Source organism: Streptomyces sp. 5-10 (assembly GCF_014712245.1).
Classification (GTDB): domain Bacteria; phylum Actinomycetota; class Actinomycetes; order Streptomycetales; family Streptomycetaceae; genus Streptomyces; species Streptomyces violaceusniger.
Genome location: NZ_JACVYG010000076.1, coordinates 1 through 24,844 on the forward strand (window position 1 = coordinate 1; position 24,844 = coordinate 24,844).

Sequence of the window (24,844 nt, forward strand, 5' to 3'; positions counted from 1 at the left end):
GTCTGGGCCGGGGCCGCCGTCTGGGCCGGGGCGCCTCGCGGGGGCCCGCTGCCCTCGAGGGCGGCGGCGCGCGGGGCGGTCTCGTCGCACGGCCCGGGGCCGCTGGTCGGTTCGGGCGGCGTCGGCGGCGGCCTGGGCGTGGCCGACGCCCACCGCCCGCTGCCGCTCATCCCCCGTCGAGCGCCCGCGGCGTTCGTACGGGCGTGGAGACCAGCAGCCCCGGCGCGTCCGTGATGATGCCGTCGCAGCCCAGCCGCAGCATCCGGTCCCGCTGCGCCGGGGTGTCCACGGTGTGCGCCCACACCCGCGGTATCCCGGACCCGACGGCCCGCCGTACGTCCTTGTCGCGCGCCCGGTAGTCCACGTCCAGCAGATCGACGACCCCCCGCCAGTCGCGCGGGGTGTCGGTGCGCATTTGCCGGGCGGACCGCCACAGCTGGGTCAGCAGCCCCTTGCGGTGGGCCTCGCGGGCCACCTCGGGGCGGTTGCTGTTGACGTAGACGGAGTGGACCAGCCCCCGGTCGCGGATCATCCTCGCCAGCCGCGGCAGGCTCTCCGGGTCCTTGGCCTCCACCATCAAGGTGATCCGGCCACCGAACCGGTCCAGCACCTCGGCGACGGTCGGCGGCCGCTCGGGCCGCCAGGTGCCGCGCAGGGAGGGGTCGGGGCGCAGCCGGACGTCCCGCCACTGGGCGGCGGTGAGGGCCCGCACGGGCCCGGTCCGGTCGGTGGTGCGGTCCAGCGTCGCGTCGTGGATCACCACGAGCGTGCCGTCCCCGAGCATGCGGCTGTCGAAGTCCAGGACCTGGACGTCATGCCGGCTGAAGGCGGTGGCCAGCCCGGACATGCTGTTCTCGGGCACTTCCAGGGCGCCGCCGCGGTGCGCGGTGTAGACGACGGCGGGCTTCCGGGACGACGGCGTCGTGAGCGCGGGCCGGAGGCCGAGGCGCGCCGGTTCGGCGGCCGGAGGAATGAGGCGTCGTACGGACGGGCGAGCGGTGGGGTGGGCCGCGACGGCCGCCGGTATGGAGAGGCCGAGCACCGCGACGGCGGTCAGAAAATGCCTGCTGATCATAAACGGAACGCTAGGGGTGATACGCACCCTATGCCCTGATATCGACACCCGGTCGGGGTGCCCTCACCCACCCCGGATGCGGACACCGGCCACGTCCGGAGCAGGATGGTGGCAGCATTGATCGGGTACCGGCGGTACCGCCGGTATCGGCGGTGAAGCGAGGCGGTAGATGGAACGCAAGGGCAGGTTCTCCCAGTGGCTGCGTCGGCCGAGGAGCGGAGCGGGCGGCGACCAGGGCACGGGAGCGGGCGCCGGGAGCGTCCGCGAGGACCTGCTCATGGCCGCCGCGGCGGCGGGATTCCCGCTCGCGCCGGCCGCGCACCCCTCCGGCTACGGCTGCTCCTGTGACCGCATCGGCTGTCCCACCCCGGCCCGCCACCCCGTCTCGTTCGCCTGGCAGACCCAGGCGACGACCGATCCGGACAAGGTCGCGCAGTGGCTGCGCGCCGATCCGCAGGCCAACTTCATCACCGCCACCGGCATCGTCCACGATGTGCTCGACGTGCCCGCGGACGCGGGGCGGCTGGCCCTGGAGCGGCTGGGGGCGGCCGAGGTCGAGGTCGGGCCCGTGGCCACGAGCAGTGGCGATCTCCAGCAGGGCCGGATGCTGTTCTTCACGGCCACGCGGGGCACGCCCGACGACGAGGACGAGTGGTGGCCGTGTGAGCTGGACTGCCATCCGGAGACGATGGATGAGCATCCGGGGCTGCGGTGGCACTGCCGGGGGAGCTATGTGCTGGTGCCGCCCGCGAGGTTGCCCGGGGACGGGCATGTGGGGTGGGTGCTCGGGCCGGAGCGGCCGCTGCCGGATCCCTTGACGCTGCTTGAGGCACTTACGGACGCGTGTGCCCGCTTCGCGGGCGAGGATCGGGAGACGGCCGCCTGGCCCATGGGGCGATAGAGACCTAGGTGTGGGCAATCGTTCCTCCCCCAGCTACCGCTGGGAGGTGCCCCCTGGCGGAACGGGTGGGCACACCCCACCCACCGGCCCGCACCCGACAACGAAACCCCACGGGCCCGGTGCTTATTCGCCCTTCGCCGCCGTCACACCCTCCAGGCGGTTGAGGAAGACCACCTTCGGGTCCGCCGCGTCCTTCGCGGGAACTCGTACCGCCGACTCCGCGATCCTCGTCAGCGTCACCGCCTTCTTCGCCTCCCCCGTCATCAGCGCCTTGATCTGCGGATCCGGGTTGGGCCGGAACCCCTTCGCCATGGTCTGCTTCTGCCGGTGGTGCGAGGTGAAGAACACGATCGCCCCGCCGTCCGAGGTGCGCAGCCCCACCGGGGCGTTCCGCGCGTCCTGCGCCGGGCTGTCGATGTACTCGGTCCAGAACTTCGGCGTGCGCAGGTACTTCTTCCGGGTGTCCCGCAGCCCCGACGTGGACTGCCCATCGGCGAAGACCGAGCCCTTGCCCGTCATCAGGTAGTCGGTGTACTCCGCGCTCAGCTTGTCCGGCCGGGTGGCCAGCTTCGGGGCCGGACCCGAAGCCCGGACCGGCTTGGCCCAGCCGTCCTTGTCGGCCGCGAAGTCCGGCACCTCGTCCTGGCTGAGGATCGACAGATACGCGGCCTTCCACGGCTCATCGGCACCGCCGCGGGTGAAGACGAACAGCCAGCGGTTGTCGTCGCGGTTGCTGTCGGTGTCCGCGACGAAGAACTTCGGCCAGCCCACCTGCTTGGGGATGTGGTAGGTGACGTCGGACAGCTCCAGCGACGGGTACTTGGGGTTGCCGTCGGGCGAGCTCGCGTGCTGGGCCTTGAGGTCGGCCGTGGTGATGGCCTCCAGCGGGCCCGTCTCCACCTGGCTCGCCAGCGCCGGATCCAGCTCCCGGTACGCCTTGTTGTACGTGTCGGTGAACCGCTTGAGCGCCCCCGGCGCCTCAGCCCTGTCCACCGACGGAATGTTTTCCCGCTCGCCGTGCACCGTCATGCACCCCGTGAGCGTCATCCCCAGCGTCAGTACCACCGCTGCGGTCGTAACTGCCGGCTGTCGACGGGGTGACCTGCGTGTCATGGGGCTCCGGCTCCCGATTCGTGGGGGCTGCTGTGGACGGCGACACCCTACCGGGACGGAGGAACAGCGCGAGCGTGGGGACCAGGTAGAGCGCCCACATCCACACCTGGAGCCAGGTCGGGTCCGGCTGGAAGTTGAAGACACCCTTGAGCACCGTGCCGTACCAGGAGTCCGGCGCGATGGTGGAGCTGATGTCGAAGGCCAGCGAGTGCAGCCCGGGCAGCCAGTCGGCCTCCTGGAGGTCGTGGAAGCCGTACGCGAGCACCCCCGCCGCCACCACGACCAGCATCGCACCGGTCCAGGTGAAGAACTTCGCCAGGTTGATCCGCAGCGCGCCCCGGTAGAACAGCCAGCCCAGCACCACCGCGGTGACCAGGCCCAGGACCACGCCGATCAGCGGGTCCGCCGTACCGTCGTTGCTCGCCCGGACCGCCGTCCACACGAACAGCGCGGTCTCCAGGCCCTCCCGGCCGACCGCGAGGAAGGCCGTGGCCACCAGCGCCCCGGTGCCCATCGCGAGCGCCGCGTCCAGCTTGCTGTGCAGCTCGGACTTCAAATGGCGGGCGGTGCGGCGCATCCAGAACACCATCCAGGTCACCAGGCCCACCGACAGGATCGACAGCGAGCCGCCCAGCGCCTCCTGCGCCTCGAAGGTCAGCTCCTGCGAGCCGAACTCCAGCGCCGCGCCGAAGGACATGCTCAAGATCACCGCGACGGCGATCCCGAGCCACACCGGGCGCAGTGCTTCCCGGCGCCCGGTCTTGACCAGATAGGCGACCAGGATGCAGACCACCAGGCTGGCTTCGAGCCCTTCGCGCAGACCGATCAGGTAATTGCCGAACACGAGGTTCGCCTTCCTTGTCGTCGAGGGTTTCCGCGGGAGTCCGTCACGAGAACAGCGCCCTGCCCCACCAGTCGTCCGCGTCCCGGACGCCCGGCGGGATCGCGAAGAGCGCCGAACCCACGTGCTGGATGTACTCGTTGAGCGCGTCGGTCCGCGCCAGCCGCCGCTGTACGGGCACGAACCCGTCCCGTACGTCGTGCTGGTAGGCGAGGAAGAACAGCCCCGCGTCCAGCCGCCCCAGACCGTCCGTGCCATCGGTGAAGGAGTAGCCGCGGCGCAGGATCCGGGCCCCGCCGTTGGAGTCCGGATGCGCGAGCCGGACGTGCGCGGTGGGCAGCATCGCCTTCAGGTTCGGCTCGTCGTGCTCCCGCTGCTTTCCCTGCGGCGCGCCCTCGCCCTTGTCCCGGCCGAAGACGTCCTCCTGCTCCTTCAGCGAGGTCCGGTCCCAGGTCTCGATGTGCATCCGGATGCGCCGCGCCACCAGGTACGAGCCGCCGGCCAGCCACGCCGGGCCCGCCTTCTCGCTCACCCACACATGCTTGTCCAGGGCGGCGGTGTCGGTGCCCGCGATGTTCCGGGTGCCGTCCTTGAAGCCCATCATGTTGCGCGGGGTCTGGGCGTCCGGCGTGGTCGAGGACGTCTTGCCGAAGCCCAGCTGCGACCAGCGGATGGCCACCTTGCCCATGCCGATCCGGGCCAGGTTGCGGATGGCGTGCACGGCCACCTGCGGGTCGTCCGCGCACGCCTGCACACACAGATCGCCGTCGCTGCGCGCCGGGTCGAGGTTGTCGCCGGGGAAGGCGGGCAGGTCGATCAGCGCCTCGGGGCGGCGGTCGGCGATGCCGAAGCGGTCCTTGCCCTTCTTGTCCCGGAAGAGGGTGGGCCCGAAGCCGATGGTGAGGGTGAGCCGGGACGCCTTGAGGCCCAGCGCCTCGCCGGTGTCGTCCGGCGGGGCCTCCGCCAGATCGCTCACCGCGCCGCCGCCGACCGCGTGGCCCTGGGTCATCCGGGCCGCCGCCTTCGTCCACTCCTTCAGCAGCGCGATCAGCTCGGCGCGGTCGTCGGTGGTGACGTCGAACGCCGCGAAGTGCAGCCGGTCCTGGACCGCGGTGGCGATCCCCGCCTGGTGCGCGCCGTAGAAGGGCACCGCGCCGCCGCTGTCGGCCACCGTCCGGGTGTCGTCCGCGCCGCCGCTCAGCGCGGCCGCCGCGCCCCCGGCGGCCGCGGCGCCGAGCGCGAGCCCGGCGCCGCCCCAGCCGATCAGCGCCCGGCGCGAGGGAGCCGTGTTGGCCTCGTCGGTCATGCCCGGCCCCCTCACTTGGTGACGACGGCGGCGGCGAGCCGGGACAGCGGTTCGGCCAGCGCGTTGACCGCGTCGGACAGCTTCTTGCGCTGGGACTCCGAGACGGTGTCGTACGACACGAAGCCATCGCCCTCGCGGTACTGGTCCAGGAGCTTCGCGACGGCCGCGAACTGCTTGTCGAGCTCCTTGGCCAGCTCCGGTTCGTGTCCGGCCGCCACCGGCTTGAGCAGCTTGTACGAGGTCTCGGCGCCCTCGACGTTGGCCTTGAAGTCCACCAGGTCGGTGTGGCTGTAGCGCTCCTCCTCACCGGTGACCTTGCCGGTCTGCACCTCGTCCAGCAGCTCCTTGGCGCCGTTGGCCATGCCGGTGGGGGTGATGTCGGCGGTGCCGACGCGCTTCTGCCAGTCCTTCAGGTCCTTGATGAGCTGGTCGGCGAGGTCATGGTCGGCCGCGGTGATCTTCTTGGCCTGCCACAGCGACTTCTCCAGCCGGTGCCAGCCGGTCCACTTCTGGCCCTTCTCCAGGCCGTCCTCGCGCACGTCCACCTTGGGGTCGATATCGCCGAAGGACTCGGCGACCGGCTCGGTGCGCTCCCAGCCGATGCGCGAGGGCGCGTAGAGCTTCTTGGCGCCCTCGAGGTCGTCCTTCAGAATCGCGTCGGCGAACTTCTGGGCGGCGGGCAGCGTGTCATCGGCCTGCTTCTGGGCGTACGTCCGGTACGCGGCCACCGCCTTGTCCAGCCGCGGATCGCGCTTGGCCGGCTTGCCCTTGCCGGTGGCGGACACCTTCTGGCGGATGCCGTGGCCCTTCATCCCGGGCTTGCAGGCGATCTCGTACGAACCGGCCTTGACCTCGGCGTTGATCGATGCGCGGGTGCCGGGGCCGATGTTCTCCCGCTCGGTGACGATCCGGTCGCCCGGGGCGTAGACATAGACCTCGGTGACCTTGGAGCCCTTGTTCTCCACCGCGAGCTTCACATGCCCGGCGGGGAAGGAGGTCTTGGAGACCTCGCACGCGCTGTCGGAGGCGGTGACCTGGATGGCGTCCGAGTCCTTGGCGTCGGACTTCTGGGCGCATCCGGCGACGGCGGTGATCGTCGTCAGCGCCGATATCGCGGCGACAACGGAGGTGCGAGCGGCTCGCATTCGGGCTCCAGACGGAATCAGGGCAGGCAGGACAGGACGGACGTACGGCGGTCGGATAAGGCTGGCCTAACTTAACTGAGCCTTGCCTGTGTGGATCCTGTGTAAGGTCAAGGAGTGCTCTAGGGGTGGCAAAGGTTTGGCCAAGTTGGCTGATTTGATGCGGTTCGCATTCCGGGAAGAGTGACGCACGCCTCTTATGGGCAGCCCCAGGTCTTCTCCGCCGTGTCCCGGACGATCTGGCCGCCGGACAGATCGCCCATGTAGCGGGTGTAGTGGTGGGCGACATGGCCCGCCGGCCAGTCGCGGGCGCACTCCGCGACCCGCGCCGCGTACGCCTCCGTGGCGGGCAGCGCGGTGAGGTCACCGCGCCAGTCCGGGCCGCCGAGGTGGGCCAGATCGCGCTCCAGCTCGGCCAGGCGGGCCAGCTCCGGCCGGAGGAACGGACCCGCCACGGGGTCCGCCGCGAGCGCGTCGGCCGGGGATTCCAGGGCGCGGTAGACGAACCACAGCTGCTCGGAGTAGCGGGCGGTAGGCAGGATGCCCCGGCCGCTACGGCAGGGTGAGGATGTCCGCCCCGGTCTCGGTCACCACCAGCGTGTGCTCGAACTGCGCCGTCCGCTTGCGGTCCTTGGTGACCACGGTCCAGCCGTCCTCCCACATGTCGTACTCATGGGTGCCGAGCGTCAGCATCGGCTCGATGGTGAACGTCATCCCCGGCTTGATCTCGGTGGTGTGGTGCGGGCTGTCGTAGTGCGGCACGATCAGGCCGGAGTGGAACGAGGTGTTGATCCCGTGGCCGGTGAAGTCGCGGACCACGCCGTAGCCGAACCGCTTGGCGTACGACTCGATGACCCGGCCGATGATGTTGATCCGGCGGCCCGGCTTGACGGCCTTGATCGCGCGGTTGAGGGACTCCCGGGTGCGCTCGACGAGCAGCCGCGACTCCTCGTCCACCTCGCCGCACAGGTAGGTGGCGTTGTTGTCCCCGTGTACCCCGCCGATGTAGGCGGTGACGTCGAGGTTCACGATGTCGCCGTCCCTCAGGACGGTGGTGTCGGGGATGCCGTGGCAGATGACCTCGTTGACCGAGCTGCACAGGGACTTGGGGAACCCGCGGTAGCCCAGCGTCGAGGGGTACGCGCCGTGGTCGCACATGTACTCGTGGGCCACCCGGTCCAGCTCGTCCGTGGTGACCCCCGGGGCGATCAGCTTGGCGGCCTCCTCCATCGCCCGCGCGGCGATCCGCCCGGCGATCCGCATGCGCTCGATCGTCTCGGCGTCCTGGACCTCGGGCCCGTCGTAACGAGCGGGGCCCTCCTTCCCGACGTACTCCGGACGCGGGATCGAGGCGGGGACGGTGCGGGTGGGGGAGAGCTTCCCCGGGACTAGAAGCGACTGGCCAGACATATCAGCGAGTGTATCGGCGGCGCATGGGGCAGCATGGCCGCAAGGGAGTACGAGCGGGAAGGTCGGGGCCGGGATGGCGCTGTTCAGGAGAGGGACCGCCGGCAAGCCCGGCGAGTGGTACTACTGCATCAGGCACCAGAAGGTCGAGGAGGGCCCGGAATGCCGCGCCGCCGACCGCCTCGGCCCGTACGCCTCCCCGGCGGAGGCCGCCCGCGCGATGGAGACGGCGCGCGAGCGCAATGAGGAATGGCGGAACGACCCGCGCTGGCGCGACGACGAGCCCCGAGGCGGCGACGCCTAGCTTCCGGCGGCGTGCCGTTCCTCCGCCGCGTACCCTCGCGGTCGGGCCCTGGGAGCCTCGGGACGGGGCTCGTACCGCGTCACCGTACGGGGGGCATGGTGCACCCGTAGCCGGCGCCGGCTCTACGGCACATCCAGTACCGCAGCGAACTCATGGACGGCTGCCTCGCCGAGAGCGGCCTGACGATCAGACCCACCTGAGCAACCCGGCCACATCACGGGTTCAACCTCAGTGATGCAGGGCGGCCGCGAGGGCCTCGGCCAGGGTCACGGCCGGGCGGCCGATCAGGCGGCGCAAGTCGCCGGAGTCGGTGTACATCTCGCCGCGGTTCATGCCGCGGTCAGCGTCAGCGAGGACTTGCGCCAGCTCGGCGGGTAGGCCCGCGGCGGCCAGTGCCTGGGCGAAGTCGGCCACCGGGAGGTCAGCGTAGGTAACCTGCTGTCGGGCCGCAGCGGAGATCGCGGCGGCGAGCTCAGTCAGGGTGAAGGATTCGTCGCCGCCGAGCTCGTACACGGCGCCGGTGTGGCCTTCGGTGGTGAGGACGGTCGCTGCGGCCTCGGCGTAGTCGGCGCGGGACGCTGCGCTGATCCGCCCCTCGCCCGCGGCGCCGACGACGGCGCCGTTCTGCAGGATCTGCGGCAGTTGGATGGTGTAGTTCTCCAGGTACCAGCTGTTGCGCAGCATCACGCTGGGGATTCCGCGGTCCCGCAGATACTTCTCGGTCTCGCCGTGCGTGGCACCGAGGACGGTGGTGGCCGTGTCCGCGTGCGTCGTGCTCGTGTACGCCACGAGCGACACGCCTGCGGACGCCGCGGCGTCGATCACGCGGCGGTGGTTGGCGACCCGCTCGCCCACGGGGACCGAGGCCGAGATCAGCAGCAGCCTGTCCGCCCCCGCGAATGCCTTGGTCAGGCCGTCGGTGTCCGCGAAGTCGGCGCGGCGTACCGTGATGCCTCGGTCGGCCAGGTCCTTGATCCTGGCGATGTCCCGGCCGGTCGCGATGATGTCCGCGGCCGGGATCCCGCGCCGCAGCAGTGCCTCGACGGTGAGCCTGCCCAGCTGACCGGTGGCTCCGGTGACGACGATCGACATGATGGTCATTCCTTCCTTCCGCGCGTGCCTCGCACGCCTGCCGCGGTTTGTCCGCGGCGGGATGGACACAAGAATGACCTGGACACTCTCTCTTGGGGAGTAGCCACTCGTTGGTACGGTACTTACCCGACCGATAGCATTGAGGTGAGCCCTGTGGCTGCTGCCGAGAACGTGACCGGGCCCATACCGTCATTCGATCCGTACGAGCGCGGCTGCCCGTCGCGGGACCTGCTCGACCAGATCGGCAGCAAGTGGGCGGTCCTGGTGCTGGGCGAACTCGGCCGGAACGGGACCTCCCGGTTCGGCCAGCTCCGGCAGGCGCTGGCGGGTGTGAGCGAGAAGATGCTCACCCAGACGCTGCGCACCCTCGAACGCGACGGGCTGGTCAGCCGGACCGTCTACCCAGAGGTGCCGCCGCACGTGGAGTATGAGCTGACCGCGCTCGGCCAGACGCTGCGGGAACCGCTGAAGGCGCTCACCGAGTGGTCCGTGCTGCACATCGAAGAAGTCATCACCGCCCGCGAAGAGTACGACGACCGCACTGAGCGCACCCGGTAATCGGCGGCGGCCGGCGGTCTGGTCATGGACTGCTGCCTCACCGAGACCGCCCCGACCATCAGACTCACCTGAGCAACCCGGCGACATCACGAGTTCCACCTCAGTAGCTGGGCGCGGCCGCTCTGGCGGCTTGCGCGTGTTCGTCCGTCCGGGCGTCGTAGGCCATCAGGCGGGGCAGCGCCAGGGCCAGTAGGCCGACCGAGGCCACACACGCCAGCCCGCCGGACCAGACCGAGGCCCGTACGCCCACCCAGCCCGCCATGGAACCGGCCCGGACCTGGCCCAGCTGGGGGCCGGTGGCGTAGGAGAGCAGCTCGATACCGGCCAGTCGGCCGCGCAGCTTCTCCGGGATCGTCTGGTTCCACAGCGTGGATCGGAACAGCCCGCTGACCATGTCCCCGCCGCCCGCCACGGCCAGGCACAGCAGCACCAGCCAGACGTTGGACAGCCACCCGGCCGCCGCCATGGCCAGGCCCCAGACGGCCGCGCCCGCGACCACCATCCGGCCGTGGCGGTGCACCCGGGACGTCCAGCCGCTGGTCGCGCTGACCACCACCGAGCCGATCGAACCCGCCGCGTACATCAGGCCCAGCGCCCAGGGCGCGTCCAGATCGTCGGCGAGGAAGGGGAAGATCGCGTTCGGGAAGGCGAAGAACATGGCGGCCATGTCCACGGCGTAGGTGCCCAGGAGCTCCTTGCGCCGCCAGGCGTAGCGCGCGCCCTCGCCAATCGCGCGCAGCGACGGCGGTTCGGCGTCGTGCGCGGGCGGCGCGGAGGTCAGCCGGAGGGCCAGCAGCCCGGAGGCGGCGAAGGTCAGCAGATCGAGGCCGTAGGCGAGCGGCAGCCCGGCGTACGCCACGACGACCCCGGCGAGCGAGGGCCCCGCGATCGCGGACAGCTGCCAGCGCAGCGAGTTGAGCGCGGCGGCCGCGGTCAGCTGGCCGTGCGGGACGATCCGGGCGACCACCGCGTCGATGGCGGGGCGCTGGAGCCCGGTCAGCGCACTGGTCAGCGCGGCCACCACATACAGCGGCCACAGCATGGGGTCCGGCAGCAGGCTGTTGACCAGCAGCAGCGCGGAGAGCAGCCCGAGCCCGGCCTCGGTGAGCAGGATCAGCCGCCGCCGGTCGACGGCGTCGGCCAGCGCGCCGCCGTACAGCCCGCAGACGATCAGCGGCACCAGCTCGACCGCCCCGATCGCGCCCACCGCGGCGGCGGAGCCCGTCAACTCCTTGATCTGCAGCGGCAGCGCCACCATCGTCAGGAAGCTGCCGAAGGCGGTCACCAGCCCCGCGGTCCACAGCAGCCGGAAGTCGCGGGAGGAGCGCCACGGGGCGAGATCGGGCAGCAGCGCGCGAGCCCGCCGCGGTGCGCGGGGCGCCGGGGGCTCGTCCTGGTCGGTCAGGGTCACGAGGTGACATCGTCCGGCCGGGCCGCCGTGCCGGGCAACCGAATTACGGCCCGTGGGCGCGGTCACCAGTCCGTGGGCCGCAGTCCGTACGCCGCCCTCACCAATGCGCCGGTGGCGGCGCCGCCAAGTGCTCCGCCAGCCGGGCCAGCCGGTCCTGGAAGCGGCGACGGCCCGGGCGCGGCAGGCTGTTCTCGCCGGCGGCCGCGCTGACCAGGTGCTGGAGGGTGTCGAGGTCGAGTTCGCCGCCCGCGGGGGCGGACAGCGCGTCATGGGCCAGGGCGTGCAGCTCGGCGTCGCCGCCGTCGAGGGCGAGCACGGTGGCCCCGCCCCGGCGGGCGTCGTTCACCCGCTCCAGCAGCCCGGCCCCGGGGTCGTCCGGCGCGACCACCAGCAGCGTCTCCCCGCGGCCCGCCCGCTCCAGCCGCCCGAGCCCGACCGCCAGGTGCGCGGGGACGGCGCCGCCCTCCGGCACCCGGTGGCGGACGAGGGTGGGGGACAGCTCGGGCAGCCCGGACCAGGCCGCCTCGTCGTCGAGGTGCGCGGCCAGGTGCCACGGTTCGTAGGCCTCGCTGCCGACCAGCAGCAGCCCGCCCGCGCGCGGTCCGACCGAGGCCCGTAGCGAGCCCGCGAAGCGGCGGGTGGCCTGGAGCCATTCCGTTCCGGCGAGGACTTCGCGCAGCAGCGCGACCCTTACGGCGTCCATGGCATCCGGATCCTGCCCCGGCCCGCGCCCCGGCGGGCGCGTTTCGGGCCCGGCTCACCCGTTCGGGGCATATGCGCCGGGCATGCCGTCGACCCGCCCCGCGCCCGGCGCCCACGCGCACCACATCCGCGTCTCCAACTGTTCATGCGCCGTCTCTTGACGCTCTGTGAGGCAAACCCTAAGGTCGCCGCACACAAGGGACGTCCTACGTCCCATTTATCTGACTCGGCACTCGATTGCGACGGGGCATCGGGAGGTCTGATGACAGTCAGCACGGGGGCGGCACGCTCGTACGAGGTGTCCGTTCCGTTCCGGGCGGGGACCGAGGGCTATGCGAGCTACCGGATCCCGGCAGCCGTGCTGACCCACGACGGCACCGTCCTCGCCTTCGCCGAGGGTCGGGTGGACTCCTCCGCCGACGACGGCCATATCGACCTCGTACTCAAGCGGTCGGCCGACGGCGGACGCACCTGGGGCGCCTTACAGATCGTCGCCCGCAACGGCGACGGAACGGCGGGCAACCCCGCCCCCGTCGTCCTCGACGGCGGCCCGAACGACGGCCGCGTCCTGCTGGTGCACGTCCGCAGCGCCGCCTCCGCCACCGAGGACCGGATCCGGCGCGGCGAGGTGAGCGCGGCCGACGGGCGGCGGGTGTGGCTGACGTACAGCGATGACGACGGCGCGACCTGGAGCGAGGCCCGGGAGATCACCGCGAGCACCAAGCGGCCAGAATGGCGCTGGTACGCCACCACCCCCGGCCACGCCCTCCAGCTGCGGTACGGCCCCCACGCGGGCCGGATCGTCATCCCCGCCAACCACTCCCTGCCCCCGACCGTCCCCGGCGACGACGGCACCGAGGGGCGGTACAACGGCGGGCACGACCTGCTCAGCGACGACGACGGCGCCACCTGGCGGATCGGGTACGTGGACGACAACCCCGACGGCTACGTCAACGTCAACGAGACCACCGCCGCCCAACTCCCCGACGGCCGGGTCTACTTCAACACCCGCACCGACGCCACCGCGCCCGGCACCCGCGCCGACGCCCACTCCGGCGACGGCGGCGCCACCCTGGACCTCCCCTTCCGGCCGCAGGCCGGTCTGGTCGCGCCCGTCGTGGAGTGCAGCGTGCTGCACCTCGGCGAGCCGGACGTGCTGCTCTTCTCCGGCCCCGCCGACCCCGCGTACCGGGCGCTGATGACCGTCCGCACCAGCCTTGACGGCGGCGTCACCTGGCGGCCGAGCCACACCGTGAACGGCCTGCCCGCCGCCTACTCCGATCTGGTCCGGCTCGACGACGCCACGGTCGGACTGCTCTACGAGACCGGCGACTTCAGCGCCTACTCGACCATCACATTCCGGCGCATTCCGACGGAGGAGCTGGTATGAGCGACACCGCACGAAACCGGAACACCTGGACGCACGGCACGCCGCGCCGCGCGGTCCTCGGCGGCGCGGCCGCCGCGGCCGCCGGGTTCGCCCTCGCGGGCTGCGGCTCGGACGACGACGGGGGTGATGAGCCCAAGGGCCGCAAGAAGGGCGAGAAGATCACCCTGACCTTCTGGTCCTGGGTGCCGGGCATCGACAAGCCCGTCGCCCTGTGGAACAGCAAGAACCCCGAGGTGCGGGTCAAGGTCGAGAAGGTCTCGGCCGTCGACGGCGCCCAGTACGCCAAGATGCACGCCGCCATCAAGGCGGGCAATCCGCCGGACCTCGGCCAGATCGAATACCCCGTCGTGCCCAGCTTCCTCATCGACAACGGGCTGCTGGACCTGACCAAGTACGGGGTCGCCGACCACAAGGACAAGTTCATCGGCTGGCAGTGGCAGCAGTCGGTCTTCGGCAAGGCCGTCTACGCCGTACCGCAGGCGTCCGGCCCGATGGGCCTGTTCATCCGTCAGGACCTCTTCGACAAGTGGGGCATAGAGCCGCCCACCACCTGGGACGAGTACGAGGCGGCGGCCACCGCGATCCGTAAGAAGGGCGCCTGGATCGAGACCTTCTCGGCCACCAACGGCAACCGCTTCGCGGGGCTCGCCTGGCAGGCCGGGGCGCGCTGGTTCGGCACCGAGGGCGACACCTGGACCGTCTCCATCGACGACGAGCCCACCCGTAAGGTCGCCGACTACTGGTACGGGCTGGTCCGCCGGAAGCTCATCAAGACCATCCCGGACCGGCAGAACGCCTGGTACAAGGACGTCCAGACCGGCGACATGGCCTCCTGGCTCGGCGCCAGCTGGGGCGACGCCCTGCTGGTCGGCAACGCCCCCAAGACCGCGGGGAAGTGGCGCGTGGTGCCCATGCCGCAGTGGAAGAAGGGCGACGCCGCCTACGCCAACTGGGGCGGCTCCACCACCGCGGTCTTCGCCAAGACCAAGTACCCCAAGGACGCCCTGGCCTTCGCGATCTGGCTCAACACCGACCCCGAGTCGATCAAGCTCCTGATCGAGAACGGCTACGGCACCCCGGGCGCCAAGCAGGGGTACACCACCTCCCAGCTCGATGTGCACAAGGACTTCTTCGGCGGCCAGGAGTACAGCAAGGTCTTCGACGCGGCGAGCAAGGGCGTGGACACCAGCTGGAAGTGGGGCCCCGCCACGGACACCCTCTACCAGCGGCTCGGCGACGCCTTCACGGCGGCCATCGGGAACGGGTCCGACTTCCGCTCGGTGCTGAAGAAGGTGCAGAGCCAGACGATCACCGATCTGAAGGAAAAGGGCCTCCAGGTGAAGGCCGGGTGAGGCGGATGAGAGGAGCCCCCCGCCGCCTCACCAGGACCGAGGCACGCAGCGCCCGGGCGGCGTCCGGGTTCCTGCTGCCCTTCCTCGCGCTCTTCCTGCTGTGCTTCATCGCCCCGATCGCGTACGCCCTCTACGAGAGCCTGCTGAAGGTCGAGCGCACCGGGCCGCTCGGCCTCGGCGGGGAGACCAAGCAGGTGTGGGCGGGCCTGTCCAACTACGCCCATGCCCTGGAGGACGACCGGTTCACGGCCGGATTCGGGCGGGTGCTGCTCTTCGGCGCCGTCCAGATCCCGGTGATGATCGCCTTCGCCACCGCACTGGCGCTGCTGCTGGACGCGGCGTCCGCGCGCTGGGTGGGCTTCTTCCGGACCGCCTTCTTCCTGCCGTACGGGGTGCCCGGTGTGATCGCCTCGATCCTGTGGGGCTTCCTCTACGTCCCCGGGATCAGCCCGCTGGTGGAGATGGCCCATTCGGTGGGCTGGAACGTGGACTTCCTGGGCCGCGGGGCGGTCCTGTGGTCCATCGCCAACATCGTCACCTGGCAGTTCACCGGCTACAACATGCTGGTGCTGATCGCCCAGCTCAAGGCCGTCCCCGGGGAGCTGTACGAGGCGGCGCGGATCGACGGGGCCAGCGCCTGGCAGGTGGCCCGGCACATCAAGCTCCCGCTGATCCGGCCCGCGCTCGTGCTCACCACCGTCTTCAGCCTCATCGGTACCCTCCAGCTCTTCGCCGAACCGAAGGTGCTCAAACCGCTCAGCAACTCCATCGACTCCGGCTACACCCCCAATCTGGCCGCCTACAACGAGGCGTTCACCAGTAACAACCAGCACATCGCGGCGGCCGAGGCGGTGCTGCTCGCCCTCGTCGCCTGCGTACTGTCCTTCGGCTTCCTGAGGCTCGTGGGACAGCGGGGGAAGGACGGCGAGAGCGGATGAGCGAAGCGAACGACCTGGCGGGCGGCGCGGTCGCCAGTGAGCCCGGCGCGCCCGGGGGCGGGGCCGCGCCCGGGGCCGATACGGCCCCGCCCGGCGCCCGGCCCGGTGCGGGCCGCCGCCGCGCGGCAAGGGGCCGGGAGGGGCTGGCACCCCCCTTGCGGCACCGGATCATCACCGTCTCGCTGCTCACCGTCGCCGCGATCTACTTCCTGACCCCCGTCTACTGGCTGGTGGTCTCCTCCACCAAGTCCAGCAGCGACCTCTTCGGCACCTTCGGCTTCTGGTTCCACGACCCGCACCCGCTGGACTATCTGCACCGGGTGCTCACCTACGACGACGGCATCTACGCCCGGTGGTTCGCCAACAGCCTGATGTACGCGGGCGTCGGCGCGCTCGCCGCCACCCTGCTGTCGGCCGCGGCCGGCTACGCCCTGGCCAAGTACCGCTTCCCCGGCCGGGAGGGCATCTTCAACGTCATCCTGGCCGGAGTGCTGATCCCGGGCACGGCGCTCGCCCTCCCGCTGTATCTGCTCTTCAGCCAGATCGGACTGGCGAACACCTACTGGGCCGTGCTGATCCCCAGCGTGGTCAGCCCGTTCGGGGTCTATCTGTGCCGGATCTACGCGGCAGCCGCCGTCCCGGACTCCCTCCTGGAGGCGGCGCGGATCGACGGCGCGGGGGAGGCCCGGATCTTCTCCACGCTGGGGCTGCGGCTGATGACCCCGGCGCTGGTGACCGTCTTCCTGTTCCAGTTCGTGCACGTCTGGAACAACTTCTTTCTGCCGCTGGTCATGCTCTCCGACTCCGACCTCTATCCGATCCAGCTCGGTCTGACTGCCTGGCAGGGGTACGCGGACCGGCAGCCGGAGCTGTACCAGTACACGGTCGGCGGGGCGTTCCTGTCCGTCCTGCCGCTGATGGTGCTGATGGGCGTACTCCAGCGGTACTGGCGCACAGGGCTGACGGAGGGGAGTGTCAAAGCGTAAGAGACGTCACCATGAAGGTGACCGCGGTGCGTGACAGGATCGCTGTCATGACTACTCCTGATGCCACGAACTCCGCGTCCGGCGCCCCCGCGAAGAAGGCCCCCGCCAAGGACCCCTGGGACCTCCCCGATGTGTCCGGCCTGACCGTCGGTGTCCTCGGCGGCACCGGCGACCAGGGCCGCGGTCTCGCCTACCGGCTGGCCAGGGCCGGCCAGAAGGTGATCATCGGCTCGCGCGCCGCCGAGCGCGCGCAGACCGCGGCGCGGGAGCTGGGCGGCGCGGAGCTCGGCATCGAAGGCGCGGACAACGCCGAGTGCTCGCGCCGCAGCGACATCGTCATCGTCGCGGTCCCGTGGGACGGCCACGCCAAGACGCTGGAGGGGCTGCGCGAGGAGCTCGGCGGCAAGCTGGTCATCGACTGCGTCAACCCGCTGGGCTTCGACAAGAAGGGCGCGTACGCGCTGCGGCCCGAGGAGGGCAGCGCGGCCGAGCAGGCCGCCGCCTTGCTGCCGGACTCCCGCGTCACCGCGGCCTTCCACCACCTCTCGGCCGTGCTGCTCCAGGACCCGGAGGTCGAGCAGATCGACACCGATGTGATGGTCCTGGGCGAGTCGCGTGCCGACACCGACGTGGTCCAGGCGCTCGCGGCCCGCATCCCGGGCATGCGCGGGGTCTACGCGGGCCGGCTGCGCAACGCCCACCAGGTGGAGTCCCTGGTGGCCAACCTGATCTCGGTCAACCGCCGCTACAAGGCTCACGCGGGCCTGCGCGTCACGGACGTCTGACGGACGTCTGAGGACGGCCCTGCGGGCGGACGTCTGTGGGCGGCCCCGCGCGCCCGCCCACACCCGGGGCGCCCGGCTCCTCCGGGGGCGCATGGGGGACAATGGCGGGGAGCGACACACCCCCCGACAGGAGCCGACCCCATGCCCCGCCTCGCCCTCTGCACCCTGGCCGTCTGCGTGCTCGCGATCGCCGCGGCCGTCGTGTCCTTCGCGCGGGGGAGCTGGCTCGGCGTCGTCTGGATCCTGATCGCCGGTATCTCGTCCAACATGGCCTGGTACTACCTCCGCAAGGCCCGCGCCGACCGCGAGAGCAGCACGGGCGCGGCGGGCTGAGGCCACGGGGCCCCTGCGGCGGGCTGTTCCCCTCCCCGCCCCTTCCCACAACCTGGGGCTCCGCCCCAGGAGCCCGGACGCCCTTCGGGCGTGTCCTCAAGCGCCGGACGGGCTGAAATCAGCCCCTCCGGCGCTTGAGGAGCGGGGTCTGGGGCGGAGCCCCAGTTGTGGGAAGGGGCGGGGAGGGGAACAAGCCCGCCGCAGGCGCCCCCTAGGAGCGGAAACCCGCGATATCGGGCTCGCCCTGCCAGAAGCGGAAGAACTCCTGTCCCCAGTAGGTGTCCCACTCCGATACACCCAGCGCCCGCATCACCGCGTCGATCGCCGCGAAGAACGCCTGGTTGACCTCGGGTATCCACAGGATCCCGAAGACCGCGAGCAGTCCGAACGGCGCGTACGGCTCGACCTGGCGCCGGATGCGGTAGGACAGCCACGGCTCGATCACCCCGTACCCGTCCAGGCCCGGCACCGGCAGGAAGTTCAGGATCGCCGCCGTGACCTGGAGCAGCGCCAGGAAGGCGAGCGCGAAGCGGAAGAGCTCCGGCACCCGGTCGGTGGCGCCGAGCCAGAACGGCGCGGTCAGCGCGGCCGCGAACAGCACATTCGTCAGCGGCCCCGCGGCCGAGATCAGGCTGTGCTTCCACCGCCCCCGGATCCGGTGCCGCTCGATGAAGACCGCCCCGCCCGGCAGCCCGATCCCGCCCATGATCACGAAGATCACGGGCAGCACGATGCTCAGCGCCACATGGGTGTACTTCAGCGGGTTGAGGGTCAGATAGCCCTTCGCGCCGATCGTCAAATCCCCGCCGTGCAGCGCGGTGCGCGCATGGGCGTACTCGTGCAGACAGAGGGAGACGATCCAGCCCGAGACCACGAACAGGAACACGGCGAAGCCGGGGCTCGCGGAGTACTCCGTCCACACGGCCCACGCGGACACGACCATGATCGCGAACAGGCCGAGGAAGACGGGGCTGATGCGCCGGTCACGGCGGCTGACTGCGGTGGTCATCGGGTGGGGTCTCCGTACGGGGAGGTGGGCACTGACGGAAGAACGGTGATCAGTGTGCGGCGAGTTCCGGACGAGAGGGAACGCATGTGATCAGCGCCACGCGGGAGGGCTACCCAGCGGCTAGTCTGAGAACAACCTGGCCAGGGAGGAAGCATGACGATCATGGAGGACCGGGCGGTGGAACTGCACGAGCAGATTCGGCTGCCTCGAAGCATGCGGCTGCGGCTGACCAGGAACGGACTGACGTTGGTACCCATTACCCAAGCGCACTGGACGACCCAGAGGCGCATCGCCAGCCAAATCGAGGAGCGCCTGCCGGGCTGGACAGCGGTCGGCGAGTTCAGCGTGGTCCCGCCGAGGGAGGGCTACAGCCCGGAGCCGGATGTTTCTGCCGTGCCGAGCGACCAGGTGCTCCCAGACGACAGCAAGTTCCCGGAAGATCTGCTCCGCTTCGTCGTCGAGGTCGTCTCCCCGGAGAGCGAGGAGCGCGACTACAGCACCAAGGCCGACCACTACGCACTGCGCGGCATCGAGGCGTACCTCGTCGTCAACGTGCTCACCGGCCGCTGGACGCTGCTGACCCGCCCGGAGGACGGGAGCTACCGGCACACCGAGACCGGCACCTTCGGCGAGAAGATCGAGATCCCGGTGGACGACCAGACGCTGGTCCTCGACTCATCGGAGTTCGTGCGGGTGGTGCGAGCCTGAGGCCGATGCCTCGCAGCGTGCGGCATCGACAACAATGGGCCCGTGCGCTACGGCATCCTCGGCACCACCCAGGCCCGCCATGACGACGGCACCCCCGTGGACGTCGGCGGGGCGCGGCTGCGTGCGCTGTTGGCGGCGCTCGCGCTGGCGCCCGGGCGGGCGCGGACCAGCGGGGCGCTCATCGGGGAGATCTGGGACACCGATCCGCCCGCCGACGAGCACGGGGCGCTGCAGGCGCTGGTCGGGCGGTTGCGGCGGGCGCTCGGCAAGGACGCCGTGGAGTCCGTTCCGGGCGGGTACCGGCTGAGCGCCGACCCCGACGACGTCGATCTGCACCGCTTCGAACGGCTCGCGGAGGAGGGCGCCCGCGCCCTCGCCGACGGCGATCCGGCCAAGGCCGTCGATCTGCTCGACGCCGCGCTCGCGCTGTGGCGCGGGCCCGCGCTCAGCGATCTGCCGGACGCCACCGCGCCCGCCGCCCGCGCCGAGGCGCGACGGCTGGGCGCGCGGCGCGCCCGGCTCGCCGCCGACCTCGCCCTCGGCCGTGCCGACCACGCCCTGCCCGCGCTCACCGGGCTCTGCGACGCCCACCCGCTGGACGAGCCGCTGCACGCGCTGCGGATCCGCGCCCTGCGGGACGTGGGCCGGGTGGCGGAGGCGCTGGCCGCGTACGAGGCGATCCGTACGGAGATCGCCGAGCGGCTGGGCGCCGATCCGGGGCCGGAGCTGCGGGCGCTCCACGCCGAGCTGCTGGCGGCGACCGGTGAGGGGGCGCCCGGGCCGTCGGGAACCGGTTCGCCGGAGCCCGTACCGGCCGGTTCCGCCCGCACCGGCGGTGGCAATCTGCGGGCCCGGCTGACCAGCTTCGTCGGGCGCGAGACGGATCTGGCGGCGCTGCGCGGCGACCTGGCCGAGCACCGGCTGATCACCCTCCTCGGGCCCGGCGGGGCCGGGAAGACGCGGCTGTCGCAGGAGGTCGCCGAGGCGGTCGCGCCCGGCTGGCCGGACGGGGTGTGGCTGGCCGAGCTCGCGCCCGTGGACGACCCCGAGACCGTTCCGGAGGCGGTCCTCAGCGCGCTCGGGGCGCGCGAGACGGTCATCCTCGGCACGACGGCCGAGGGGCTGCGCGCCGCCACCGACCCGACGCTGCACGATCCGCGCGCCCGGCTCATCGAGCACTGCGCGCCGCGCCGGATGCTGATCGTGCTCGACAACTGCGAACACCTCGTGGCGGCCGCGGCCCACCTCGCCGAGTCCCTGCTCGCCCAGTGCCCCGGGGTCACCATCCTGGCCACCAGCCGCGAACCCCTCGCCGTCCCGGGCGAGTTGGTGCGTCCCGTGGAGCCGCTGCCCGACCCCGTCGCGCTGCGGCTGCTCCAGGACCGGGGCGCGGCGGCCCGGCCCGGCTTCCGTACCGAGGACGACCCGGCCGCGTGCGCCGAGATCTGCCGCCGCCTCGACGGGCTGCCGCTGGCGATCGAGCTGGCCGCCGCGCGGCTGCGGCTGCTCACCCCGCGGCAGCTCGCCGACCGCCTGGACGACCGGTTCCGCCTCCTGACCAGCGGCAGCCGTACGGCGCTGCCCCGCCAGCAGACGCTGCGCGCGGTCGTCGACTGGTCCTGGGGCCTGCTGGACGCCCCCGAACGCACCGTGCTCGCCCGGCTGTCCGTCTTCGCGGGCGGCTGCGGGCTGGCCGAGGCGGAGGCGGTGTGCGGGGACGTCGAAGAGCGCGCCGGGGCCGTGGACCCCCGAGATGTGGCCGCCCTGCTCGGTTCCCTTGTCGATAAATCGCTTGTCGTCACCGCGCCCGGGACGGACCCCGGGACGACGGACGGGACGACGGACGGGACGACGGACGGGGAGATGCGCTACCGGCTGCTGGAGACCGTCGCCGAGTACGCGGCGGAGCGGCTGGACGAGTCCGGCGAGCGGGCCGCGGTCGAACGCCGCCATCTGGTCGCCTACCGGGAGCTGGCCCGTACCGCCGACCCGCTGCTGCGCGGCCCCGCGCAGCGCCACTGGCTCCTGAAGCTGGAGACCGAGCACGAGAACCTGCGCACCGCGCTGCGCCGGGCCGTGGCCGCCCGCGACGAGCAGGAGGCGCTGTGCCTGGTGCTCTCGCTCGGCTGGTTCTGGCATCTGCGCGGCCACCGCGCCGAGGCCCACCACTGGGCGACGGCCGCGGCCGAGCTCGGGCCGAGCCCCTTCGCACCGCCCGTGACCCCCGCGCCGCCGCTGTACGTCAGCTGTATCGCCGCCCCGCCGCCGATGGCGCCCGAGCTGCTGGAGGAAGCCCGGCGCGGGGCGCGGCTGTTCGCACTGTCCAACATCGAGGGCGACCTCCAGGCCATGGTGGGCGCCAGCGCCGAACGCGAGCTGGAGGGCATCGTCTCCGCCTACCGGCCGGGGCTGCCCCAGAGCTGCCGTCTCCCGGGCGTCCTGTGGTTCTTCGCGGTGGTCCTCAAGGGGGACTTCGCCCTGCTGCGGGGGATGGCCGACGAGGCGGTGCGCACCTGCCGGGAGCTGGGCTACGAGTGGGAGCTGGCGTTCAACCTCCAGCTGCGGGCCAGGGTGCACAACGAGCGGAACGGTGAGCACGAGGGCGCGATCCGCGACGCCGACGAGGCCCTGGAGATCTTCCGTCGGCTCGGTGACGTATGGGGCACGGCGGAGGCGCTGGCCGGCCGCGGCGAGACACGGGAACAGCGCGGCGAGGGCGCGGCCGCGGCCGAGGACTACCGCGCGGCGATCCGCTGCGCCCAGGAGCTCGGGGCCCATGAGCAGGTGCTGTTCCTCCGCTCCCGGCTGGCCGGGGTCTTCGTGGAGCTGGGGGACGAGGAGGAGGCCGCCGAGGGCGAGCGGATCCTGCGCGAGGTGGTCGGGCAGCGGCAGCACGTGGGCGCCGAGGCGCTGTCGTACGCCCGGATCCATCTGGCGCTGCGCTACGGATCCACCGGCCGCCTCACCGAGGCGCGGGCCCTGTTGGTCACGCTGCACGGTGAGTTCGAGGCCCGGTCGCTGCGGCTGTTCGTGGGCATGGTGGAGGGGATGCTGGCCTGGCTGGACCTGCTGGAGGGACGGCCGGGCGACGCCCTGGAGAGCGTGCGCGGCGCGCTGGCGAAGACCGCCGGCCGGATGACGGACCTCATCGCGCCGCACATCCCGGTGACCCAGCTGCTCACCGGGGCCGAGGCGCTGGGCGGCCTCGGCGGCGCGGAGCGGGCCGGGACCGCGGCGCGGCTGGTGGGGGCGTACGACGCGCTGCGCAAGCCCTACTACCACCGGGAGTCCGCCGTCGAGCGGACGGGCCGGGAGCGGACCGAGGCCGCGGCGCGGGCCGAGCTCGGGGACGCCGCGTACCAGCGGGCCTACGCCGAGGGCACCGGGCTCACGCTGGAGGAGGCCACCGCGCTGCTCTGAGCGGGCCCGTCCGGAGCCCGGCCCGTCCGGGCCCCGGCCTGTCCGGGGCCCGGCGGCGACGACAAGGCGACGACAACCGGCCGGGCGCGTCCCCCCACAGAACGCGCCCGGCCGGTTGTTCGGCTCCACGGACGGTCGGTTGGGTCCGCGGACCGTTCAGCTCGTCTTGTTGCGGAACCTGCGCACCGCGAGCGGTGCGATGACCACCGTAAGGGCCACCGCCCAGCCCAGGGTCACCATCACCGGTTCGGCCACCGCGCCATGGCCGCTGGTCAGCGCCCGTGCGGCGTCCGCGAGCCGGGACAGCGGGTTGTACTCGGTGAAGGACCGCAGCCACCCCGGCATGGTGGCGGTCGGGGCGAAGATGGACGAGCCGAACTGCAGCGGCATCATCACCAGGAAGCCCATGCCGCTGACCGCCTGCGGGGTGCTCAGCGACATCCCCAGCAGCATGAAGATCCAGGTCAGCGAGGACCCGAAGACCACGGACAGGGCCACCGCGGCCAGCAGCTCCAGGGGCCCGGTCTCGAGCTCGAAGCCCATGATGAAGCCCATGATCAGCAAGATGATGGTGGACACCAGCATCCGGCCGCTCTCCACGATCAGCTTGGCGATCAGCACCGAGGAGCGGGCGATCGGCATCGTGCGGAAGCGGTCCATGACGCCCTTGCTGAAGTCGTCATTGACGCCGATGCCGATCGACATCGCGATGTTGAGCCCGCCCATCGCCATCAGACCGGGAATGAAGTAGTTGACGTACTCGGAGCGGTTGCCGCCCGTCATCGCGCCACCGAAGACATAGGTGAACAGCAGCGCGAAGACGATCGGCATCGCCAGGGCGTCGAACATCGCGAACGGTTCGTACCTGATCTGCATGGTGTAGCGCCGCACCAGCGCGCCGATGTGGCGCAGATTGGCGCGGAGGCCGATCCGGCCGTCGCTCTTTCCCCCCACGGGCGCGGTCATCGTGGCCGTACTCACGCGGCGACCTCTTCCAGCTTCTTGTCGTCCTGCGGTGTGGACGCCTTCCGGCCGGTGATGGCCAGGAAGACCTCGTCCAGGCTGGGCAGTTGGGTGTGGATCCCGGCGATCGCGAAGCCGCGCTCACCGAGCAGACCGATCAGGGCGGTCAGCTGCTCATCGCTGGCGATGGGCACATTGACCTGGCCCTCCTCGACGTCGGCGATCGCGCCACCGATGCCGTCGAGCCCCGCCTGGCTGATGGCGCCGACCATGCGGTGCAGCTCACCGGGGTCGGACGGGCGGATCTGCAGGGTGCGGCCGCCGATCTTGGCCTTGAGCTCGTGCACCCGGCCGTTGGCGATGACCTGGCCCCGGTCGATCACCGTCAGATTGTCGGCGAGCTGCTCGGCCTCCTCCATGTACTGGGTGGTCAGCAGCACGGTGGCGCCGTCGGCGACCATCCGCCGGACCTCGTCCCACACCTCGTTGCGGGAGTGCGGGTCCAGACCGGTGGTCGGCTCGTCCAGATAGAGCACCGAGGGCCGGCCGATCATGGACGCGGCCAGGTCCAGCCGGCGGCGCATACCGCCGGAGTAGGTGCGCACCCGCCGCTTGCCCGCCTCGGTGAGCGAGAACCGCTCGAGCATGGCGTCCGCCCGGGCCCGCGCCTCCTTGCGGGAGAGGTCGAGCAGCCGCCCGATCATGTAGAGGTTCTCCCAGCCGGGGAGCTTCTCGTCGACCGAGGCGTACTGCCCGGTCAGCCCGATGGTGCGGCGCAGCTGCCGGGGCTGGCGCACCACGTCGTACCCGGCCACCACCGCGGTGCCGGCGTCCGGCACCAGCAGGGTGGACAGACACCGGACGAGTGTCGTCTTACCGGCGCCATTGGGGCCCAGCACGCCCAGGACGGTGCCCTCCGGCACGTCCAAGTCCACTCCGTCGACGGCCTTGGTGTCACCGAAGTGCTTGACCAGCCCCCGAACTTCGACGGCGTTGCCGTCCCTGATCCTGTGTTCCCGTCGCGTCATGCCGCCCACGATGTCAGCCGTCACCGACAGACCACCGACAAGCGGCAGACAGCCCGCCGACGGGGGAAGATCGGCGGGCT

Annotated in this window: 23 protein-coding genes and 2 pseudogenes; 12 read left to right on the forward strand and 13 right to left on the reverse strand. The window is 71.7% G+C overall.

From position 1 onward, the window contains the following. Window positions 1–166: 166 nt before the first annotated feature. A complete protein-coding gene (locus IEJ02_RS43940) occupies window positions 167–1,075 on the reverse strand; it encodes a glycerophosphodiester phosphodiesterase (protein ID WP_191069911.1) in 909 nt (302 codons plus the stop codon). A 169-nt stretch (window positions 1,076–1,244) separates the two neighbouring features. On the opposite strand from IEJ02_RS43940, the gene IEJ02_RS43945 reads away from it, so the two are divergent. Beyond that, complete coding sequence (locus tag IEJ02_RS43945) at window positions 1,245–1,976, forward strand: bifunctional DNA primase/polymerase (protein WP_191069912.1); 732 nt, start codon at window positions 1,245–1,247, stop codon at window positions 1,974–1,976. A gap of 123 nt (window positions 1,977–2,099) precedes the next feature. Here IEJ02_RS43945 and IEJ02_RS43950 read toward each other — a convergent pair whose 3' ends face one another. From IEJ02_RS43950 to map, 6 genes and pseudogenes are all read right to left on the reverse strand, one after another. After that, a complete protein-coding gene (locus IEJ02_RS43950; RefSeq protein ID WP_498067129.1) occupies window positions 2,100–3,023 on the reverse strand; it encodes an SCO2278 family lipoprotein in 924 nt (307 codons plus the stop codon). Further along, a complete protein-coding gene (efeU, locus tag IEJ02_RS43955; RefSeq protein WP_191069914.1) occupies window positions 2,956–3,933 on the reverse strand; it encodes an iron uptake transporter permease EfeU in 978 nt (325 codons plus the stop codon). The genes IEJ02_RS43950 and efeU overlap by 68 nt, the downstream gene beginning before the upstream one ends. A gap of 43 nt (window positions 3,934–3,976) precedes the next feature. Continuing rightward, a complete protein-coding gene (gene efeB / locus IEJ02_RS43960; RefSeq protein ID WP_191069915.1) occupies window positions 3,977–5,236 on the reverse strand; it encodes an iron uptake transporter deferrochelatase/peroxidase subunit in 1,260 nt (419 codons plus the stop codon). 11 nt (window positions 5,237–5,247) lie between these two features. After that, a complete protein-coding gene (efeO, locus tag IEJ02_RS43965; protein ID WP_191069916.1) occupies window positions 5,248–6,381 on the reverse strand; it encodes an iron uptake system protein EfeO in 1,134 nt (377 codons plus the stop codon). Window positions 6,382–6,584: 203 nt separating this feature from the next. Further along, window positions 6,585–6,923 (reverse strand): annotated as a pseudogene (locus IEJ02_RS43970) (biliverdin-producing heme oxygenase); the annotation flags it as partial. Window positions 6,924–6,930: 7 nt separating this feature from the next. Beyond that, complete coding sequence (gene map, locus IEJ02_RS43975) at window positions 6,931–7,788, reverse strand: type I methionyl aminopeptidase (RefSeq protein ID WP_137977680.1); 858 nt, start codon at window positions 7,786–7,788, stop codon at window positions 6,931–6,933. A 73-nt stretch (window positions 7,789–7,861) separates the two neighbouring features. Between map and IEJ02_RS43980 the strand changes: the two genes are divergently transcribed. Both IEJ02_RS43980 and IEJ02_RS51485 read left to right on the forward strand, forming a co-directional pair. Next, window positions 7,862–8,089: a hypothetical protein gene (locus tag IEJ02_RS43980; protein WP_191069917.1), complete on the forward strand. Its 228-nt coding sequence runs from the start codon at window positions 7,862–7,864 to the stop codon at window positions 8,087–8,089. Window positions 8,090–8,211: 122 nt separating this feature from the next. After that, window positions 8,212–8,289 (forward strand): annotated as a pseudogene (locus tag IEJ02_RS51485) (transposase); the annotation flags it as partial. Between the two features lie 28 nt (window positions 8,290–8,317). Here IEJ02_RS51485 and IEJ02_RS43985 read toward each other — a convergent pair. After that, window positions 8,318–9,190: an SDR family oxidoreductase gene (locus IEJ02_RS43985; RefSeq protein WP_223865430.1), complete on the reverse strand. Its 873-nt coding sequence runs from the start codon at window positions 9,188–9,190 to the stop codon at window positions 8,318–8,320. Between the two features lie 144 nt (window positions 9,191–9,334). Between IEJ02_RS43985 and IEJ02_RS43990 the strand changes: the two genes are divergently transcribed. Continuing rightward, window positions 9,335–9,739 (forward strand): winged helix-turn-helix transcriptional regulator, encoded by a 405-nt coding sequence (locus IEJ02_RS43990; protein WP_191069918.1) that lies wholly within the window; start codon window positions 9,335–9,337, stop codon window positions 9,737–9,739. Window positions 9,740–9,839: 100 nt separating this feature from the next. Here the strand turns inward: IEJ02_RS43990 and IEJ02_RS43995 are convergent, their stop codons facing one another. Both IEJ02_RS43995 and IEJ02_RS44000 read right to left on the reverse strand, forming a co-directional pair. Next, on the reverse strand, window positions 9,840–11,144 hold the full coding sequence (locus IEJ02_RS43995) for an MFS transporter (RefSeq protein WP_191069937.1): 1,305 nt from the start codon (window positions 11,142–11,144) through the stop codon (window positions 9,840–9,842). 103 nt (window positions 11,145–11,247) lie between these two features. Beyond that, a complete protein-coding gene (locus IEJ02_RS44000; protein WP_191069919.1) occupies window positions 11,248–11,853 on the reverse strand; it encodes a hypothetical protein in 606 nt (201 codons plus the stop codon). Between the two features lie 261 nt (window positions 11,854–12,114). Between IEJ02_RS44000 and IEJ02_RS44005 the strand changes: the two genes are divergently transcribed. From IEJ02_RS44005 to IEJ02_RS44030, 6 genes are all read left to right on the forward strand, one after another. Beyond that, window positions 12,115–13,242 carry a sialidase family protein gene (locus tag IEJ02_RS44005; RefSeq protein ID WP_191069920.1) on the forward strand — a complete coding sequence of 376 codons (1,128 nt, stop codon included), beginning with the start codon at window positions 12,115–12,117 and terminating at the stop codon, window positions 13,240–13,242. Continuing rightward, window positions 13,239–14,594 (forward strand): ABC transporter substrate-binding protein, encoded by a 1,356-nt coding sequence (locus tag IEJ02_RS44010; RefSeq protein WP_191069921.1) that lies wholly within the window; start codon window positions 13,239–13,241, stop codon window positions 14,592–14,594. Before IEJ02_RS44005 ends, IEJ02_RS44010 begins: the two co-directional genes overlap by 4 nt. Window positions 14,595–14,599: 5 nt before the next feature. Then, the gene (locus tag IEJ02_RS44015) at window positions 14,600–15,532 is read left to right on the forward strand and encodes a carbohydrate ABC transporter permease (protein ID WP_191069922.1); all 933 of its coding nucleotides are present in this window, start codon (window positions 14,600–14,602) and stop codon (window positions 15,530–15,532) included. Further along, window positions 15,529–16,518: a carbohydrate ABC transporter permease gene (locus IEJ02_RS44020; protein ID WP_223865431.1), complete on the forward strand. Its 990-nt coding sequence runs from the start codon at window positions 15,529–15,531 to the stop codon at window positions 16,516–16,518. Before IEJ02_RS44015 ends, IEJ02_RS44020 begins: the two co-directional genes overlap by 4 nt. Window positions 16,519–16,565: 47 nt before the next feature. Further along, complete coding sequence (gene npdG / locus IEJ02_RS44025) at window positions 16,566–17,303, forward strand: NADPH-dependent F420 reductase (protein WP_137977668.1); 738 nt, start codon at window positions 16,566–16,568, stop codon at window positions 17,301–17,303. Window positions 17,304–17,444: 141 nt separating this feature from the next. Then, window positions 17,445–17,636, forward strand: coding sequence for a hypothetical protein (locus IEJ02_RS44030; protein WP_191069923.1), 192 nt, complete (start codon window positions 17,445–17,447; stop codon window positions 17,634–17,636). A 211-nt stretch (window positions 17,637–17,847) separates the two neighbouring features. On the opposite strand, the gene IEJ02_RS44035 is transcribed toward IEJ02_RS44030, so the two are convergent. Next, entirely contained in the window at window positions 17,848–18,645 is a 798-nt protein-coding gene (locus IEJ02_RS44035; RefSeq protein ID WP_137977667.1) for a site-2 protease family protein, read from the reverse strand. Between the two features lie 153 nt (window positions 18,646–18,798). On the opposite strand from IEJ02_RS44035, the gene IEJ02_RS44040 reads away from it, so the two are divergent. After that, complete coding sequence (locus IEJ02_RS44040) at window positions 18,799–19,353, forward strand: Uma2 family endonuclease (RefSeq protein ID WP_191069924.1); 555 nt, start codon at window positions 18,799–18,801, stop codon at window positions 19,351–19,353. Window positions 19,354–19,395: 42 nt separating this feature from the next. Beyond that, window positions 19,396–22,773 (forward strand): ATP-binding protein, encoded by a 3,378-nt coding sequence (locus tag IEJ02_RS44045; protein ID WP_191069925.1) that lies wholly within the window; start codon window positions 19,396–19,398, stop codon window positions 22,771–22,773. A gap of 156 nt (window positions 22,774–22,929) precedes the next feature. Here the strand turns inward: IEJ02_RS44045 and IEJ02_RS44050 are convergent, their stop codons facing one another. Next, complete coding sequence (locus IEJ02_RS44050; RefSeq protein ID WP_275561767.1) at window positions 22,930–23,754, reverse strand: ABC transporter permease; 825 nt, start codon at window positions 23,752–23,754, stop codon at window positions 22,930–22,932. Then, on the reverse strand, window positions 23,751–24,764 hold the full coding sequence (locus IEJ02_RS44055) for an ATP-binding cassette domain-containing protein (RefSeq protein WP_191069926.1): 1,014 nt from the start codon (window positions 24,762–24,764) through the stop codon (window positions 23,751–23,753). Before IEJ02_RS44055 ends, IEJ02_RS44050 begins: the two co-directional genes overlap by 4 nt. Window positions 24,765–24,844: the final 80 nt, after the last annotated feature.